Source organism: Roseibium sp. MB-4, from assembly GCF_053005265.1.
This window is the reverse complement of the sequence record NZ_JBRKQB010000002.1, coordinates 461,027-478,484: the sequence shown is the minus strand read 5'-3', so window position 1 is coordinate 478,484 and position 17,458 is coordinate 461,027. Positions and strand designations below refer to the sequence as shown.

15 protein-coding genes are annotated in these 17,458 nt (G+C 57.2%); 10 read left to right on the top strand and 5 right to left on the bottom strand.

What is annotated here, in order from left to right; all coding sequences use genetic code 11:
* The first annotated feature begins 10 nt into the window (after nucleotides 1-10).
* Complete coding sequence (locus tag ACVDG4_RS13275; protein ID WP_447235411.1) at nucleotides 11-883, top strand: DUF4437 domain-containing protein; 873 nt, start codon at nucleotides 11-13, stop codon at nucleotides 881-883.
* A gap of 109 nt (nucleotides 884-992) precedes the next feature.
* The gene (locus ACVDG4_RS13270) at nucleotides 993-2,357 is read left to right on the top strand and encodes an adenylate/guanylate cyclase domain-containing protein (protein ID WP_447235410.1); all 1,365 of its coding nucleotides are present in this window, start codon (nucleotides 993-995) and stop codon (nucleotides 2,355-2,357) included.
* Here ACVDG4_RS13270 and ACVDG4_RS13265 read toward each other — a convergent pair.
* The 5 genes from ACVDG4_RS13265 to ACVDG4_RS13245 form a co-directional block, all read right to left on the bottom strand.
* Nucleotides 2,340-3,515, bottom strand: coding sequence for a M20 aminoacylase family protein (locus ACVDG4_RS13265; protein ID WP_447235409.1), 1,176 nt, complete (start codon nucleotides 3,513-3,515; stop codon nucleotides 2,340-2,342). The two genes, ACVDG4_RS13270 and ACVDG4_RS13265, sit on opposite strands and share 18 nt — an antisense overlap.
* Before the next feature lie 33 nt (nucleotides 3,516-3,548).
* On the bottom strand, nucleotides 3,549-4,364 hold the full coding sequence (locus ACVDG4_RS13260; protein WP_209174299.1) for an ABC transporter permease: 816 nt from the start codon (nucleotides 4,362-4,364) through the stop codon (nucleotides 3,549-3,551).
* A gap of 1 nt (nucleotide 4,365) precedes the next feature.
* Nucleotides 4,366-5,094, bottom strand: a complete 729-nt coding sequence (locus ACVDG4_RS13255; protein ID WP_209174298.1) for an ABC transporter permease — start codon at nucleotides 5,092-5,094, stop codon at nucleotides 4,366-4,368.
* A 77-nt stretch (nucleotides 5,095-5,171) separates the two neighbouring features.
* On the bottom strand, nucleotides 5,172-5,942 hold the full coding sequence (locus ACVDG4_RS13250; RefSeq protein ID WP_409694539.1) for a transporter substrate-binding domain-containing protein: 771 nt from the start codon (nucleotides 5,940-5,942) through the stop codon (nucleotides 5,172-5,174).
* A gap of 173 nt (nucleotides 5,943-6,115) precedes the next feature.
* Complete coding sequence (locus tag ACVDG4_RS13245) at nucleotides 6,116-6,889, bottom strand: ABC transporter ATP-binding protein (RefSeq protein WP_447235408.1); 774 nt, start codon at nucleotides 6,887-6,889, stop codon at nucleotides 6,116-6,118.
* Nucleotides 6,890-7,229: 340 nt separating this feature from the next.
* Between ACVDG4_RS13245 and ACVDG4_RS13240 the strand changes: the two genes are divergently transcribed.
* The 8 genes from ACVDG4_RS13240 (at nucleotide 7,230) to ACVDG4_RS13205 (ending at nucleotide 17,184) form a co-directional block, all read left to right on the top strand.
* Entirely contained in the window at nucleotides 7,230-7,874 is a 645-nt protein-coding gene (locus ACVDG4_RS13240; protein ID WP_447235407.1) for a TetR family transcriptional regulator C-terminal domain-containing protein, read from the top strand.
* 10 nt (nucleotides 7,875-7,884) lie between these two features.
* A complete protein-coding gene (locus tag ACVDG4_RS13235; RefSeq protein ID WP_447235406.1) occupies nucleotides 7,885-9,081 on the top strand; it encodes a pyridoxal phosphate-dependent aminotransferase in 1,197 nt (398 codons plus the stop codon).
* Nucleotides 9,072-10,685 (top strand): 5-guanidino-2-oxopentanoate decarboxylase, encoded by a 1,614-nt coding sequence (locus ACVDG4_RS13230; protein WP_447235405.1) that lies wholly within the window; start codon nucleotides 9,072-9,074, stop codon nucleotides 10,683-10,685. Before ACVDG4_RS13235 ends, ACVDG4_RS13230 begins: the two co-directional genes overlap by 10 nt.
* Before the next feature lie 519 nt (nucleotides 10,686-11,204).
* On the top strand, nucleotides 11,205-11,465 hold the full coding sequence (locus ACVDG4_RS13225; RefSeq protein ID WP_040450876.1) for a DUF4212 domain-containing protein: 261 nt from the start codon (nucleotides 11,205-11,207) through the stop codon (nucleotides 11,463-11,465).
* 14 nt (nucleotides 11,466-11,479) lie between these two features.
* Nucleotides 11,480-13,264, top strand: a complete 1,785-nt coding sequence (locus ACVDG4_RS13220) for a sodium:solute symporter family protein (RefSeq protein ID WP_133946189.1) — start codon at nucleotides 11,480-11,482, stop codon at nucleotides 13,262-13,264.
* A 104-nt stretch (nucleotides 13,265-13,368) separates the two neighbouring features.
* A complete protein-coding gene (locus ACVDG4_RS13215) occupies nucleotides 13,369-15,198 on the top strand; it encodes a DUF294 nucleotidyltransferase-like domain-containing protein (protein WP_447235404.1) in 1,830 nt (609 codons plus the stop codon).
* A 52-nt stretch (nucleotides 15,199-15,250) separates the two neighbouring features.
* Nucleotides 15,251-15,772 carry a hypothetical protein gene (locus ACVDG4_RS13210; protein ID WP_040450874.1) on the top strand — a complete coding sequence of 174 codons (522 nt, stop codon included), beginning with the start codon at nucleotides 15,251-15,253 and terminating at the stop codon, nucleotides 15,770-15,772.
* Nucleotides 15,773-15,810: 38 nt separating this feature from the next.
* Nucleotides 15,811-17,184, top strand: a complete 1,374-nt coding sequence (locus tag ACVDG4_RS13205; protein WP_447235403.1) for a 3'-5' exonuclease — start codon at nucleotides 15,811-15,813, stop codon at nucleotides 17,182-17,184.
* The last annotated feature ends 274 nt before the right edge of the window (nucleotides 17,185-17,458 follow it).

Below are 17,458 nucleotides of genomic sequence, written 5' to 3'. Positions count from 1 at the left end.
GGTTCAAAAGATGCGTTACTCCTCCCAGGCAATCGCCACTGTCTTCGCTGCTGCACTTACCGCCACTTCAGTTTCTGCTCAGGATCAGACGTCTGCTGAAGGGGTGCAGGTTGTTCCAAGTTCGGCCGTTGAGTTCCAGCCCCTCAACCCGGCGCGTGGAGACGCCAGTCCGCAAGCAGGTGTCTTGTGGGGTGACATTCGCGAAGACGCGCCGACCGGCACCATCATCCGGTTCAAACCGGGCTTCAGTTCGCCGCCGCACATCCACAACATCACGTACCGGGCTGTTGTGATCAGCGGAGCAGTACACAATGACGATCCGTCCGCAGAACTCATGTGGATGGGGCGGGGCTCGTTCTGGACGCAACCCGCTGGCGCGTCTCATATCACGGCAGCGCGCGAGGATGCGGGGCTGTCCAGCGCTTTTCTGGAAATCCAGGAAGGTCCGTATCTGGTTCAACCCAAGGACAGAGCTTTTGCCAATGGAGAGTTCCCGGTGAACGTGGAGGCCGACAATATCGTTTGGATCGATGCCGGGGACGTGTCGTGGGTCGATGCGCCTGGGGCGTCGGCAGGTGAAAACGGACCACAAATGGCCTTTCTCTGGGGGAACCCAAGTGAGGGTGAGAAAAATGGGACTTTTCTCAGATTGCCATCAGGTTTCAAGGGAGCGATTGCCGGCGGAGACAGCTGGTTGAGGGCTGTTGTCATACAGGGCGCTGTTACCCATCAAACAACTGCGGCAGAAGATGCCACGCCGCTCGATCCAGGGAGCTATTTCGGTTCGCAGTCTGCGACCGCGCATATGGTGACATGTGCTGGATCGGAAGCGTGCATTTTTTACATGAGCGTTGATGGCAAGTATGAGGTCTCCAGCTCTTGATCTGAAGAGCCGTTCCAATATCCAAACCATGTAAGACACAGCAGCAAACGGCTGTGTCTTGCCCACTTTCCTTTACTAGAGCAGCGGGGGCGGCCGAGGGGATGGATTGATGCGTTTTTTCCAACCGGCTGCCAAGCCGCAGGTTTCGAAATCCGTTGCTGACGCCATCGCACGGGAAGAGGCGTCCGGCCTGTCTTATGTCTTCTGGGGACGGAACCTGGTTCTGGTTCTTTTGGCCATTTGGGTGTCGCTCACGCTCCCTTTCGAGCGATCATCACTATACCTTAGCGCTATCCTTGCCTTCACCGCCCTGGGGATCGTTCCATACGCCCTGCGGCATCGCACCGGTGCCAATACCGGACCCGTTTTGGCTTTCATTGTTCTTGATGCGGCAGCACTGAGTTTTGTTCTGATTGTGCCAACGCCTTTCGATTTTGAAGGCTGGACGCAGCAAATGAACTTGAGAACACCTGCCTTTCTCTATCTTGGCGTGTTCGTTGTCAGCATGGCTTTGAGCTACAAGCCAACGCTCGTCATTTGGACAGGACTCGCTGCTGCCGCGTTTTGGTCTCTCGGATATCTGTGGGTCGCAACACAGCCAAACGCCATACCGTTTACATCCGGTGATGTTCTTGACGAAGGTATAGGACCTGAGATTGCGCTGGCCAAGATCCTTGATCCCAATGCGGTTGGCCTTGCGCGCTTATCCAATCAGGTTGTGTTTCTTGTGCTGATTTCCGTGATTCTGACGATCGTGGTGGTCCGCTCGCGTGCCCTCGTTCGTCGGCAGGTCGCCGCAGAAGCTCAGCGTGCGATGTTGTCACGCTACTTTTCTCCGAACATCGTTCGTGAATTCTCCGAGGGCCGCTGGGAACCGGACGAGCCGGGCAACCGACCGGTTGCCGTGCTCTTTGCGGATATGGTCGACTTTACGTCGATCTCAGAAAAGCTGCCGCCACAAGAATTGATCGCTTTGTTGCGCGCCTTTCATGGGCGTCTGGCGAAGGTTGCCTTCGAACAAGACGGAACAATAGACAAGTTCATCGGCGATGCGGTGATGGTTCACTTTGGAACTCCACGTACCCGCCCGAACGATGCTGAAAGGGCGCTCAGATGTGCTGCGCGAATGGCTGAAGTGATCGGCGAATGGAACGCTGAAAGGGAACGAGAGGGCGCGCCACCAATAGGTGTTGGGATTGGTGTCCACTACGGCAAAGCAGTTGTCGGCAACATTGGCGATGAACACAAGCTGGAGTACACGGTTCTCGGCGACACGGTGAATGTCGCCAGCCGCTTGGAAAAGCTGACCCGGGACATCGGAGCCCAGGTTGCCGTCAGCAACGAGTTGATAGAAGCGGTGAAGCGAGGAGGTGCCGACCCCAGTGTTGTTGCGCCTGACCTTTTGCAAGCCGGAGTGCATGACGTTCGGGGTCGTCGTGAGCCAATTGAAATCTGGTCACTCAGCTGTGTCTAGGCCCGAAAGAAAATCCTCTGCCAGGTCAACCCAGAACGCTGCGCCGAGGGGGAGGGCGTCGTCGTTGAAGTCGTACTTCGGATGATGGAGCGGCGGGTCGTTATCTGTTTTGGCCGTCCCAAGCAGAAAGAAACATCCGGGTTTCTCTTCAAGAAAATAGGCGAAATCCTCGCTGCCCATGATGGGGTCCGGCATGGTTTTCACCTTGTCGCTGCCGGCAAAGCGCCGGGCAATCGACCGCACATAGTCGGTCTCTTTCCTCGGGTTCACCATAGGCGGATAACCGCGCTCATAGTCAACGGCCACTTTGAGGCCGTAGCTTGCCGCCTGGCCTTCCGCGACTTGTCTTATGCGGGTCTCCAGGTCATCCCGGACATCCGGATCAAAAGCGCGGACGGTCAGGCTCATCTCGGCGCGCTCTGGGATCACGTTGCTGGCAATGCCGCTGTTGAAGGCTCCAACCGTGATCACGGCCTGCCGCATGGGATGGATGTTGCGCGCCACAATGCTTTGCAGGGCCATGATGATCGACGCGCCGCAGACAATCGGATCCGGGGTTGATTGCGGTTCCGCGCCATGGCCGCCTTTGCCGATCACCGTGATCTTGCATTCATCGGCTGCCGCCATCATTGGGCCGTCGATGAAATGGAACTCCCCAAAGGGCAAATCGGGATCATTGTGGAGGCCAAACACGGCGTCGCAGGGAAACCGCTCAAACAGGCCATCCTCGATCATCAGTTTTGCGCCGCCAAAATTCTCCTCGGCTGGCTGGAAAATGAGATGCACCGTGCCGTCGAACTGTTTGCGCTCTGCCAGCCGTTTGGCCGCGCCCAGCAGCATCGCCGTGTGACCGTCATGGCCGCAAGCGTGCATCACACCCGAGTGGGTGCTGGCATAGTCTGCGCCGGTCTCTTCCTTGATCGGCAGGGCGTCAAAGTCGGCCCGGATGCCGATGCTGCGGCTGGAGGTGCCATTTCGAAGGGTTGCGACGACACCGGTTTTGCCCAGACCCCGTGTCACCTCATAGCCCATCGCGGTGAGTTCGCCGGCGACGTAGTCCGAGGTCTTGAATTCCGACAGACCAATTTCCGGGATGGAATGCAGATGACGCCGTGTTGCGACCAGGTCCGCATCGAAATTGGTGGTCTGTTTGGTCATTTTCAAAAGTGCTTTCAAAAATTGGCCAGATGCTTAGGCGCCCCGGCTTGGAATGCGGCTTTCAAGATAGCGGAACAGCAATACCAGAATTCCGGTCAGGCACATATAGATGAGGGCCAGCAGCAGCAAAGGCTCGTAGACCAGGAATGTGTCCTGGCGCACCCGTGTGATCACCGCATAGGCGTCAACGACGGTGATCGTTGCGACCAGTGGCGTTGATTTCAGCTGCAGCACGGTTTCGCCGCTCAAGGTCGGCAAGGCCCGATAGAAGGCACGCGGTAGCCAGATCCGGCGGAACATCGTAAAGCGGCTCATGCCGAAGGCGCGGGCGGCTTCCAGCTCGCCGCGCGGCACACCGGCAAAGGCGCCCCGCATGACTTCGCCTTCATAGGCCGCAAAGGACAGCATCAAGGCCGTGAAGCCATAGGGCCAGGCGTCGCGTAAATACGGCCAGAACATGGATTGGCGGATTTCCGGGTATTGGGCAAAAACGGATCCAAGGCCGTAGTAGAGCAACCAGAGTTGCAGGAGCAACGGCGTGCCGCGGATCAGTGTGCAGAACCCGCGGGCAAGCGCTGCAAGCGGCCAGGGGCCCGTAACCTGAACAAGACCGATTGGAAGAGCTAGCAGAAACCCGACGGCAGCGGTTGAGAACAAGAGGAACAGCGTCTCGCCAATGCCGTAGAGCAGCCGTGTCTGATATTTTGGCAGCCAGTCCCAGCGCATGAAGTAAATGGCGCAAAAGACGATCACTCCAAAGACGGCGATCAGGAAAATCCGGTGCGGTTCCAACAAACGGCGTGGGGGCGGCGGCACATAAGCGGGCATGGTGACTTTGGTATCGCTCATCTCACACCGGCCCCGCTATGCCGCGGCGGGCGCGTTTTTCGATGATGGCGATGACGCGGTTCGAAACCAGCGTCAGTGTCAGGTACATGAGACCGGCTGCGCAGAAAAACAGCATATAGGCCTTGGTGCTGCCCGCAGCCTGGCGGGTGACCAGCGTCAGTTCGCTGAAGCCGACGACGGCCAGCAAGGCGGTGTCCTTGGTGGCGATCAGCCAGAGGTTGGAAAGGCCCGGAATGGCATAGGGCAGCATTGCGGGGAGGGTGATGCGCCGCAACGTTTTCAACGGTGACATGCCATAGGCGCGCGCGGCTTCGATTTGCCCCGGCGGCACAGCCTTGATGGCACCCCGCAAGACTTCCGTCTGGTAGGCGCCTTGAACAACACCGATCACGAAAATCCCGGCGGCGAGACCGCTGATGTCGACACGTGGCAGGCCGACAAGGCCCAGCAATGCGTTCACCGCATCTGTACCGGCGTAGTAGAGGAGCAGGATGAGAACCAGTTCCGGCACCGCCCGGATCACTGTGGTGTAGACTTCGAGAAGATCCCGGAGGATCGGGCCGCCATAGAGTTTGCCAAAGGCGCCTGCAATCCCGATCATGAGACCGAGCGTGAACCCGCCGACGGCGAGTTGCAAAGACGCGGCAAAGCCTTCCAGAAGCACACCGCCCCAGCCGGGCGGAGAGAGGGCAAGAAGGTTCAGATTGAGAAATCCGGCATCAACGGCCATTGGCGGCAGGCAACCTTTTCAAAAGGAGAGGGTCGCCGGCGCAAGTGTGCGCCGGCGGAAGAGCGGAAGGCTGGCCGTTAACCGCCGTAGATGTCGAAGTCGAAGTACTCCTTGGAGAACTCTTCGTATGTGCCGTTGGCGCGGATCGCGGCAATTGCTGCGTTGATCTTTTCTTTCAGCTCATCTTCGCCCTTGCGCAGGCCAACGCCCACACCGGCACCGAGAATGGCCGGATCATCAGCCACATTGCCCTTGTATTCGCAGCATGCGCCTGCGTCAGACTTCAAGAATGCGTCAAGAGCGATGGCGTCTGCCTGAACCGCATCGACCCGGCCGGCTGCCAGATCCTGATTGGCTTCGTCCTGTGTCTGGTACTGCTTGATGTCGTCAGCGGTCGGAGCGAAATACTTGTCCGCGTAGGCCGCATGGATTGTGGAGACCTGAACGCCGAGGATCTTCCCGGACAGACCTTCCGGTGTTGCTTCGAAGTCGTCACCCTTGGCGCCGATGATGCTGGTCGGCGTGTTGTAATATTTGTCGGAGAAGTCGATGGTTTTCAGACGTTCTTCGGTGATCGACATGGAGCCGACGATCATGTCGATCTTGCCGGAGGTGAGCGCCGGGATGATGCCGTCCCAGGCAACCGGGGTGATGACACAATTGAGCTTTGCTTCCGCGCAGATCGCTTCCATGAATTCGACTTCCCAACCGACCCAATTGCCGCTAGCATCCGGTGAGGTGAACGGCGGGTATGGCTCGGCAGCAACGCCGACTTTAACGTCTTGCGCCTGGGCGCCGGAGATTGCTGCAACGCTCACTGCGGTTGCCACAAAAGCTGCTTTGATCATGTGTTTCATGCTGTTCCCCTGTTTTCACTATGTTTGCCCGATTGGTCGGGATGGCCAGCCCGCGACGAGGTGCGGGACGACCGGTCTTTGAACTTGCCGAAGACTGCCTTTTCCTCCCGGCAGGGCTTCGACACTCTGGTTGCCGGCTCACGGTGTGGCCGTGAGTATCCGGCCTAGTGGACCGAACTGATGAACTGTTTCAGTCTCTCCGATTTCGGGTTGCCGAAGACCTGGTCCGGCGGTCCCTGTTCCTCGATGATGCCGTTGTGCAAAAAGATCACGTGGCTTGCGACGTCGCGCGCGAACTTCATCTCGTGTGTCACGAGGACCATGGTTCTATTTTCTTTCGCCAGGTCTCCGATAACACTGAGCACTTCCCCAACCAGTTCCGGATCGAGCGCTGACGTGGGTTCGTCAAAGAGAAGCGCCAGCGGCTGGACAGCCAGGGCGCGGGCAATGGCTGCGCGTTGCTGCTGGCCGCCGGACAAGAAGGCCGGATAGACGTCCTGCTTCTCGTGCAACCCGACCCGGCGCAGCAACGTTTCGGCGATGTCGATCGCCTCATCCCGTTTCATTCCGAGCACGCGGACAGGCACTTCAATGACGTTTTGCAGCACCGTCATGTGTTGCCACAGATTGAAGCTTTGAAAGACCATGGCCAGCTGGCTGCGGATGCGCTCGATTTGTTTCCGGTCCGCCGGGCGCAAGCCATGATGACCGTCGTCTTTCAGCGCAATGGCTTCGCCATGTATTGTGACGGATCCGGCACTTGGAAGTTCAAGCATGTTGATGCATCGAAGGAAGGTGGATTTGCCGGAGCCTGACCCGCCGATGATGGCGATGACGTCTCCTTTGTTGGCCGTCATCGAAACCCCCTTCAGCACCTCGAGAGGTCCAAAACGCTTAAAGAGGTCTCGCACCTCTATGGCTGGCGCCACATCTTCCATTCTTCCGCCATTGCCCAGCTAAACTGCCAGAGCTGTTGGTGTTTTTGTCCCCGCTGGCTTGTCGTTGTTTCCGGGAGAGCGCCAGCTGACTGCCCGGTCATTCCAAGAAGCTTTGCATCGGCTCAGAAATTATTCAAGTGTATAATTTGGGCTTGTGTGCTTATTATTCAGTCGTATAGTAAGCCGGAATCTGAGCGCAATAATGATGCGCTTGCGCTCCCAATATTGGGCGGCGGCACAAGAAACGGGAGGCGTGAGATGCAATGAGTGCGACGTTTACAGCCGCTTGTCTCCTGCAGGATGAAGTCCCGGTTTTGACCATTATCGAATGGGTGGTGAGATGACCCGTCGGTCGTTTCATAGGGCCCCTGAAGCCGAGCGCCGCCAAGATCTGATCACTGCCACACTGGACTGTATTTCCGAGCTCGGATTGCAAGGCGCCACCGTGCGCGAAGTGGCAACGCGGGCTGGCGTGACGCCTGGTCTCATCCGCCACTATTTCTCCAGCAAAGATCAGATGTTGCAGGCCGCCTATCGCGAAGTCATGACCGGCATGACGTCAAAGGTCGCCGACGCTGCCGACAAGGGGCAATCGAGCGCCCGTGCCCGGTTGCACGACTTCATCGTTGCGAACCTGACGCCGCCGGTCGCCGACGGCCGTGCTCTGTCACTCTGGGCGGCCTTCATCAGTCATGTCCGTGTCGACCCGGACTTTGCCGAGATCCACCGGGAGAGCTATCTGGCGTTCCGGTCTGTGCTTGAAGCGCTTGTCGCCGATGTTCTCACGGAATCCGGGCAAGCGGCGGACACCAAGCGATGTCAAGAGCTTGCCATCGCGATCAACGGCGTGATCGACGGCTTGTGGCTGGAAGGCACGCTGGTGGGCGATCTTTTCTCCGAAACACCTTTGCCGGGCATTGCGGTCCGGTCTGTGGAAGTCCTTTTGGGCGGCATTTCTCTTGCTGCTGACACTCAACAAACCTGAGAGACCGACTATGCGTTATGCGTCGATCACCGACCGGTTGACCCATTTGGGATCCGGGAAATGGACAGTTCATCTGAAGGCCCGCGAGATGATGGATGCGGGTACACCGGTGATCGAGCTGACGATTGGCGAGCCGGACATCATGCCGGACAAAGCGCTCCTGGATGAAGCTGAACGGTCGATGCGGGCTGGCCGGATCCGGTATTCAAACGGGCGCGGTGAGCCGAAGATCGTGGCCGCTTTGACAGAAAAATACCGGCAGCGCCGGCCAAGTGTTACGGAGCGCAACATTCTTTGCTTTCCAGGAACGCAGACAGCGCTTTTTGCGGTGATGCTCGGTCTTGTTGAGGGCGGGGATGCGGTGCTCGTGCCGGATCCCTACTACGCGACTTATGAAGGCGTCATTGCTGCGACCGGCGCGGCTATGGTGCCGGTCCCCTTGCGTCCGGAAAACGGGTTTCACCTCAAGCCGGAAGACCTTGAAGCGGCCGTAACACCCAATGCCCGAGTGCTGCTTCTCAATACGCCCCACAATCCGACCGGTGCGGCACTGACTGCAGATGAAATTGCTACAATTGGCGAGGTTTGCCAGCGTCATGATCTCTGGATTGTCTGTGATGAGGTCTATGAAAAGCTGATCTTTGAGCGCACCTTTGCTTCACCCTTCGACATGGAGGCTTTGCAAGAGCGGACAATCGCCGTCTCGTCGATTTCCAAGTCCCACGCAGCGCCCGGTTTCCGGTCTGGATGGGCAGTTGGCCCGGAAGAATTCTGCGACCGGTTGCTTGCAGTCTCGGAAACCATGCTCTTTGGCGGGCAACCGTTCATTGCGGATATGACGGCGATGGCCGTTTCTGGAGAGTTTGATACCGCTGAACGCATGCGGGAGAGCTACAAGCGGCGTGCCAAAATCCTTATGGAACATCTTGGCGGTCATGGTGCCTTGCGGCCCATGATGCCGGAAGCGGGCATGTTTCTGCTGGTTGATGTCAGTGGCACCGGGCTGGATGGCGAAACGTTTGCAACGCGCCTTCTGGAAGAAAAACACGTTGCCGTCATGCCAGGCGCCTCGTTTGGCGAACAGGCGGCAGGGTTCATTCGCCTTTCATTGACTGTCGCAGATGACACCTTGCGGGAAGCGGCCACGAAGATTGCGGCGTTCGCAGACGAGCTGGCGGCGAATACGGGATCGAAGAAATGGGCGTAGTTGAGAAAACTGTTGGCGAAGCCCTGATTGACCTTCTCGAGATCAACGGCGTTGACACTGTCTTTGGCATTCCAGGCGTTCATACAGTTGAGCTCTATCGCGGATTGGCCTCGTCTCCCATCCGCCACATCACCCCTCGGCATGAGCAAGGGGCTGGCTTTATGGCAGATGGATATGCGCGTGTGACCGGCAAGCCCGGCGTTGCCTTGGTGATCACCGGGCCGGGGCTGACCAACACCATCACCGCGATGGCGCAGGCCTACCAGGATTCGATCCCCATGCTGGTGATCTCCGGTGTGAACGCGCGGGACAGTCTCGGTCATGGCCGCGGTATGTTGCATGAATTGCCCGATCAGCGGGCCATGATGGCAACACTGGCCGTCATGTCGCATACGCTGCTTGACCCAAACGATCTTCCAGCCGTGATGGAACGGGCCTTCTCTGTTCTGAAATCCCGCCGGCCAGGTCCGGTTCACATCGAGATACCGACCGATGTGATGCCGCAAAAGATTGCAATGGATACCTGGAAGCCAGTCATAGCCAGCTGCCCACGAGGAGCTGCAACAGAAGTCACTGACCTCGCGGCCAAGTGCCGGGCGGCGAAGCAACCCGTGATCCTGTGTGGTGGTGGATCGATCTCGGCAGTTCAAGAGATTCAACAACTTGCCGAGACTTTGGATGCGCCATTGGTTACGACGGTGAACGCAAGAGGCATGTTTGCGGGCCATCCGCTGTCGGTTCCGGCAAGCCCGAGCTTGAAGGCCGTCCGCGCGCTTGTGTCGGACGCCGATCTGGTTATCGCGCTTGGCACGCAGATGGCTCAGACCGATTACGACATGTATGCCGATAACGGCTTCCCGGAACTTGAAAACCTTGTACGGGTCGACATCGATCCCGATCAGCTGGCCCGAGGACCATCAGCTGCGCTTTCGATCCTTTCCGCAGTTGATCAGTTGGTGGCCGATTTGCTGGCCGCTCTTCACGATCACACCGGACGTAGTGATGGCGCGGCTCGGGCAAAATCCTGCCGTGAAGCGGCGCTTGCTGCACTCACTCCAAAGATGAAGGCAGAGATCGCGGTTCTTGAGACCATTCGCGATACGCTCCCGGGCTGCATCATCGTCGGTGATTCCACACAGGCCATCTATTCCGGCAATCTCTATTTTGAAGCTGGACAGCCGAAGGGCTGGTTCAATGCCGCAACCGGCTTTGGAGCCCTTGGCTATGGTCCGCCTGCCGCTGTGGGAGCGAGCCTCGGCGCACCGGGTGTGCCGGTGGTTTGCATTGTTGGCGACGGTGGATTTCAATTTTCGCTGGCCGAGATCGGATCGGCAAAAGACTGCGAGGCAAATGTCATCTTCCTTGTCTGGAACAATGACGGATACGGTGAGATCCGCACCTTCATGGAGGACAGCGGGATTGAACCAGAGGGCGTGACGCCATCCGCCCCGGATTTTCTGAAAATCGCGGAAGGTTATGGCTTGCCGTCAATCCGATTGACAAATGTTTCGCAGCTCAATGACGCGCTGATCGATATGGCCAAGATATCCGGTCCGGCATTGATTGAAATCCATGAAATTGAGACCCGGGGCGCCACTGCATAAGTGCCCCATTTGCTCAACTGAGGCAGGTCATGTTTTACCTGCTCAAAACTGTTCTTCGGATGTGTTCCGCACGCGTCAAGTTCTTATTTCTAAAGTTTAATTCGTTAGTCTAATAGACTTACGAAGCCCCTACTGAAGTATGGGGCTACGTAAGTAGTCTTGAGTATATTTTGCGCATCGATAGAAAACTAAACTCGCATTCCAGTGAAGTTCGGTGACGATCGTCACGATAGGTCAACAAGCAGTATGAACCCCGTTTTGAACGGGGTCACAGATTGAGGTCTAGGGAAGGGGGTTCCTCGGCCAAGTGCTGAGTGCGTGCCAAATGGAGAAAATTGGTTGTAAATAGTCATGGCGCAGCTTTTTCGGGCATCTTCGGAAATTCCTGTGTTCAAGGCCCAGCCACTCCACCGCGAGCATCCAGCATCCAGGCTCAGGGTTCCAATTCAAAACACGCGATTGAGGCGCCGCGTTCGCCGGGGCGTTTGAACCTTAACAGGATCAAGTGGAGGAGACTGTATGTCCGAAAACTCATCCAACAACGAATATTGGTCCGCCAATATGCGCATCATCAAGATCAGCCTCGTCATCTGGGCGCTGGTCTCTTTCGGGTTTGGCATTTTGCTGCGCCCGCTGCTGAGCGGCATTCCCGTCGGCGGCACCGATCTGGGCTTCTGGTTTGCCCAGCAGGGTTCCATCCTCGTGTTCCTCGGGCTGATCTTCTTTTACGCCTGGCGCATGAACCAGCTCGATCGCGAGCATGGTGTGGACGAAGAATAAGGGCGGCCTGAGATATGGATCAGTTTACGATAAATCTGCTGTTTGTGGGTGGCTCTTTCGCCCTCTACATCGGCATCGCGATCTGGGCCCGCGCAGGGTCTACATCTGAATTTTACGCCGCTGGCCGCGGTGTTCACCCGGTCACCAACGGAATGGCGACCGCAGCGGACTGGATGTCAGCTGCCTCGTTCATTTCCATGGCAGGCCTCATCGCCTTTACCGGCTACGACAACTCTTCGTTCCTGATGGGCTGGACCGGCGGCTACGTGCTGTTGGCGTTGCTGCTTGCGCCTTACCTTCGTAAGTTCGGCAAGTTCACGGTGTCCGAATTCATCGGGGACCGGTTCTACAGCCAGACGGCCCGTATCGTTGCCGTTGTCTGCCTGATCGTTGCCTCGACAACCTACGTTATCGGTCAGATGACCGGTGTTGGGGTTGCCTTTGGCCGCTTCCTGGAAGTTGACAACACAACCGGTCTTCTGATCGGCGCGTGTGTGGTTTTCGCTTACGCGGTTTTCGGAGGCATGAAGGGCGTGACCTACACGCAGGTGGCTCAGTACTGCGTTTTGATCACGGCTTACACCATCCCGGCGATCTTCATTTCGCTGCAGCTGACCGGCAACCCGATCCCGGGTCTGGGTCTTTTCGGCAATGATGTTGCCAGCGGTGTGCCGCTGCTTGCCAAACTGGACCAGGTGGTTACGGAACTCGGTTTTGCGTCCTACACGGCTCACCATGCCAACACGCTGAACATGGTTCTCTTCACCCTGTCCCTGATGATCGGTACTGCGGGCCTGCCGCACGTGATCATGCGCTTCTTTACGGTTCCGAAGGTTTCCGATGCGCGCTGGTCTGCCGGTTGGACGCTCGTCTTCATTGCGCTTCTTTATCTGACAGCTCCGGCTGTGGGCGCAATGGCGCGTCTCAACATCACTGAAATGATGTGGCCTAATGGCGGTATCAACGGTGGCGCTGTTGCTGTGGAGCAGATCGAAAACGACTCGAAGTACGACTGGATGTCGACGTGGCAGAAAACCGGTCTTCTGGACTGGGAAGACAAGAACGGCGATGGCAAGATCCAGTACTACAACGACAAGAATGCTGATCTGCAAGCAGTTGCTGCGGAAAAGGGCTGGGAAGGCAACGAGCTGACCAAGTTCAACCGCGACATCCTTGTTCTGGCAAACCCGGAGATCGCCAACCTTCCGAGTTGGGTGATTGGTCTGGTGGCCGCGGGTGGTCTGGCAGCAGCGCTGTCGACGGCGGCCGGATTGTTGCTCGCGATCTCGTCAGCGGTGTCGCATGACTTGATCAAGGGGGCCTACAATCCAAACATCTCGGAGAAGGGCGAACTGTTATCGGCACGAATAGCCATGGCGGTCGCGATTGTTGTGGCAACCTATTTGGGCTTGAATCCACCCGGATTCGCGGCGCAGACGGTGGCCCTGGCCTTCGGACTTGCGGCGGCCTCGATCTTCCCCGCCCTGATGATGGGCATCTTCACCAAGGTGAACAGCCGCGGTGCGGTTGCCGGGATGATCGCAGGTATCTCCGTCACGCTGATCTACATCTTCCTGCACAAGGGCTGGCTGTTCATTCCGGGCACCAACTCCTTCACAGATGCTGATCCGCTGCTCGGTCCGATCAAGTCCACGTCTTTCGGTGCAATTGGTGCCATGGTGAACTTCACCGTCGCCTACTTTGTCTCCAAGGCCTCGGACCCGATCCCGACGGAAATCGAAGAGCTCGTTCAGAGCGTTCGGATCCCGCGCGGAGCCGCTGCAGCTCAGGATCACTAAAACCTGTCCGGGCCGCTGCTTGCGGCGGCCCGTTCAGTTCCGATCTTGTCCTGCCCGGTTCTTACTGGGCAGGACTTTTTGTTACCGGTTCAAAAGGCTGTGCCATGTCGCTGACATCCGATCAGATCCTGCAGTTCCTAAGATCGGTGCATCCTTATGATGCCCTGCCTGCCGAGGTGCAAAGTGCCATCATAGGGCAAATCGAAGTCCGAGATCTGGAGCCGGGCACTTCGGTCTACGAATTCGGCAGCAGCATTCCGGGCCTTTTTATAATCTACGATGGCGCGATCGAGGTACGGGACGAGCAGGGCGCTGTTCTCAGTTACCTTGGATCGAGAAACTCTTTCGGTGAGCGCGGGCTGTTGAAAAACGGACTTGCGGTGACAACCGCGACCGCAGACACCGCCGCGACCTTGTTGGTCGTTCCTTCTGGACTGTTCAAAGATCTCATTAAGGATCACCAACCTTTCGCCCGCTTTTTCGACCGGAGCCGGAAACCGCAAGCGCGGGAAAGAGACCTGGCAACCACGCAGGTTTCGACCTTTATGGCGGGCAAGCCAATCACATGCGCGGCGGATGACACCGTTCAATTGGCCGCAAAAAGAATGCGGGAGAACCATGTCTCCTCGCTTTGTGTGGTCAATTCCGGTAACGCCTTGATCGGGATCGTCACCATTCGGGACCTCTCCGGAAAGATACTGGCAGAGGGTCGGCCAATTGAAACACCCGTGGACGCGGTGATGACCGCGAACCCGGTGACGCTCGCTCCGTCGTCAATTGGTTCCGATGTCTTGCACCTGATGATGGAACGCCGGATCGGCCATGTTCCGATTGTTGAGGGTGGAAAGCTGGCCGGTATCGTAACGCAAACGGACCTGACCCGGTTTCAAGCTGTCAGTTCGGCCGAATTGGTCGGCGAAATCACCAATGCGGCGACGGCCGAAGAGATTGCAAAGGTGACGGCCCGTATTCCCAACCTACTGGTTCAGTTGGTCGGCAGCGGCAACCGCCATGAAGTGGTGACCCGTTTGATCACCGACATTGCTGACACAACAACCCGGCGCCTGCTCGCACTTGCCGAGGAGAAACTTGGTCCGGCTCCGGTTCCCTATCTGTGGCTCGCGTGCGGATCACAGGGGCGGCAGGAGCAGACAGGCGTAAGCGATCAGGACAATTGCCTGTTCCTGGATGACAGCGTTACGGAAGCGGATCAGACCGGGTATTTTGCGGAACTTGCGAAGTTCGTCTGCGATGGTCTCAACACCTGCGGCTATGTCTATTGTCCGGGTGACATGATGGCGACCAATCCGCGCTGGTGTCAGCCGGTCAAGGTCTGGAAAAGCTACTTTGAAGGCTGGATAGACAAGCCGGATCCGATGGCGCAAATGCTGAGTTCGGTGATGTTCGACCTGCGGCCGATCGGTGGGCACGTGCCTCTGTTCGCAAACCTCCAGGAGGAAACCCTGGAAGTGGCAGCCCGCAATTCGATTTTCGTGGCGCATATGATCAGCAATTCGCTAAAGCATACGCCGCCCCTCAATCTCCTGCGCGGCCTTGCAACAATCCGGTCCGGCGAAAACAAGAACACCCTGGATATGAAGCACAATGGCGTTGTGCCTGTGGTGGATCTCGGGCGGATCTATGCATTGCGCGGTGAGATCAAGGCCGTCAACACACGAGCCCGGCTCGTCGAGGCCAAGGAGAAGGGGCAGTTGAGCCAATCCGGCGGCGGTGATCTGATCGACGCTTATGACCTGATCGCTGAAACGCGGCTCTTGCACCAGGTGGATTTGATCAAGCAGGGCTTGCCGCCGAACAACTACATGCAACCCTCGATCTTGTCAGACTTTGAGCGCAGCCATTTGCGTGATGCCTTTGTTGTGGTCAAAACTATGCAATCGTCGGCGGGGCAGGGCCGTGGCATGCTGAATTAAAAATACCGGACGAGGGGCTTAGCGTCTCATCGGTATCCGGATGGGGGAGTGAATGTTTGTTGAACTGATTGCAACGATTGTTGCCGGTATTGCTGCCGCAGGGCTTGTGATGCTGATCAACCGGGCGCTGGGCGGGCGGATGCCGAAGTGGCTTGCCCCCGTCATGGCGGGTGTTGCGATGCTCGCGACCACCATCTCAAGTGAATACGGCTGGTACGAACGAACCCGGGAGACGCTGCCAGAGGGTCTCGTCGTTGCGCAGACCGTTGAAAACCGGTCCTTCTACCGGCCCTGGACTTTCGCCCTGCCTTATGTCGAGCGGTTTGTCGCGATCGACACCTTGTCGATCAAAACCCATGACGCTCAGCCGGGGATGAAACTCGCCGACGCTTACTACTTCGGCCGCTGGTCGACGGTGAACAAGTTGCCGGTGCTGACCGATTGTACCGAAACGCGCCGGGCCGCCCTCATTGACGCCGTAACCTTTGAAGACAGTGGTACAATCGACGGCATCCAGTGGGTTCAGGTGCCGGAGAGCGATCCAATGGTGTCAACGATCTGCGGAGTGGGATGATGCTGACGTCACTCAGTTTGCGATTGCGGGTATTTCTTATGTTCCTGGGAATGACTGCGGCTGTCTGGGTGGCAATTGGTCTTGCTCTTTACATGGGATTGGCGCGCGCTGCAGAGACTGGTGTGGCCGGTGCTTTCACCTTCTCCGGAATCCTTCTGTTCTTTCTCTCACTGGCGATCTTCACCGGATGCTGGTTTTTGTTCGACACCAATGTCGCCAAGCCGGTCGAACGCATTGCCGCGGCCATGCGCACAAGGGCGCATGCTGGTGTAGAGGTCTCTGTCGATCAAAATGAAGCACGCTATCTCGGGGATCTGGGGCCGGCCGTTGCAGCTGTAACCGGCGAATTGTTGAAAGCCTCGGAGGATGCTGAGGGGATTGTCGCCGAAGAAACCGCGCGGCTCGCAGCGGAGCGGGCACATCTTGCTTTGCTGCTGACGGAAATCCCGGTTGCAATTGTTTTGGTCAGTCCGACCCATCAGATCATGCTCTATGACGGACAGGCTGCTGATGTTTTGAAACAGGTGCATGTTCCGCGCCTCAGCTCGTCCATCTACGACTATTTCACCGAAAGCGAACTGCGGCCGGGGTTTGAACAACTGACCGAGACCCGGCGGGAAGTGGATGTTGAGGTGCATGGAACCAAAGGCAATCTCTTGTTTCAGCTGCGCTTGAAGAAGCTGAGCGAAGCCTCCGGGTTCATGATCTTGATCGACAGCACGAATGCGCGCATAGCGCCTGAAGCTGCGCGCCCGTTGATCTATGATTTTGATCTGACCGAGCGCGATACTGAAAAGGCCATTGAAAACTGTTCCCTCAGCGAGCTTTCCTTCACGGTCTTCGATACCGAGACAACCGGTTTGATGCCGAACAAGGACGACATTGTGCAGATCGGAGCCGTTCGGGTCGTCAATGGACGCATGGTTCCCGGCGAACGAATTGATCAATTGGTCAATCCCGGCCGGCCTATTCCTCCTGCTTCCAGCAAGGTTCACGGGATCTCGGACACCATGGTCGCCGATGCGCCCAAACCTCTGGAGGCGGTGGCGGACTTCCATGAATTCGCGCGCGAGTCGGTCATCGTTGCCCATAATGCGCCGTTTGATCTGGCGTTCTTGCACAAATACGGAAAAGTTGCCGGTTTGGAGTGGCCCCATCCGATTCTGGACACGGTGCTTTTGTCAGCGGTGGTGTTCGGCTCGAACGAGGTGCACACGCTCGATGCATTGTGTGACAGGCTTTGCATAGAAATCCGGCCTGAAGTCCGCCACACCGCGCTTGGCGATGCGGAAGCCACCGCTGAGGCTCTCTGCAAATTGCTGCCCATCCTCACGTCGAAGGGTTTTGAGACCTTCGGCGATGTCATCCAGGAAACCCGGAAGCACGGGCGCCTCCTGAAGGACATGAACTGATCCAAAAAATGCGCTGAAGAGGCTAACAAAGATCTGCCGGATGACTGTCAGATTATGCTGCGCCGCGTCATTTTAGTTTCGTTTGCAGTGCGAATGGCGTCGATTAAATTTCAAATCTGTTTTCAACTTGGGCAATTCGAAAGCAAATTTCGCTGGTTTTTTGTCAGATATGTGTCACAATTGCGCTGTTTCGGGTTTCGTTTCGTCTGAAAAGCCAGAATTATCAAACGAGCCTGTTTTGAGAATATTTATATTTTTCAACATCTTATGTCTC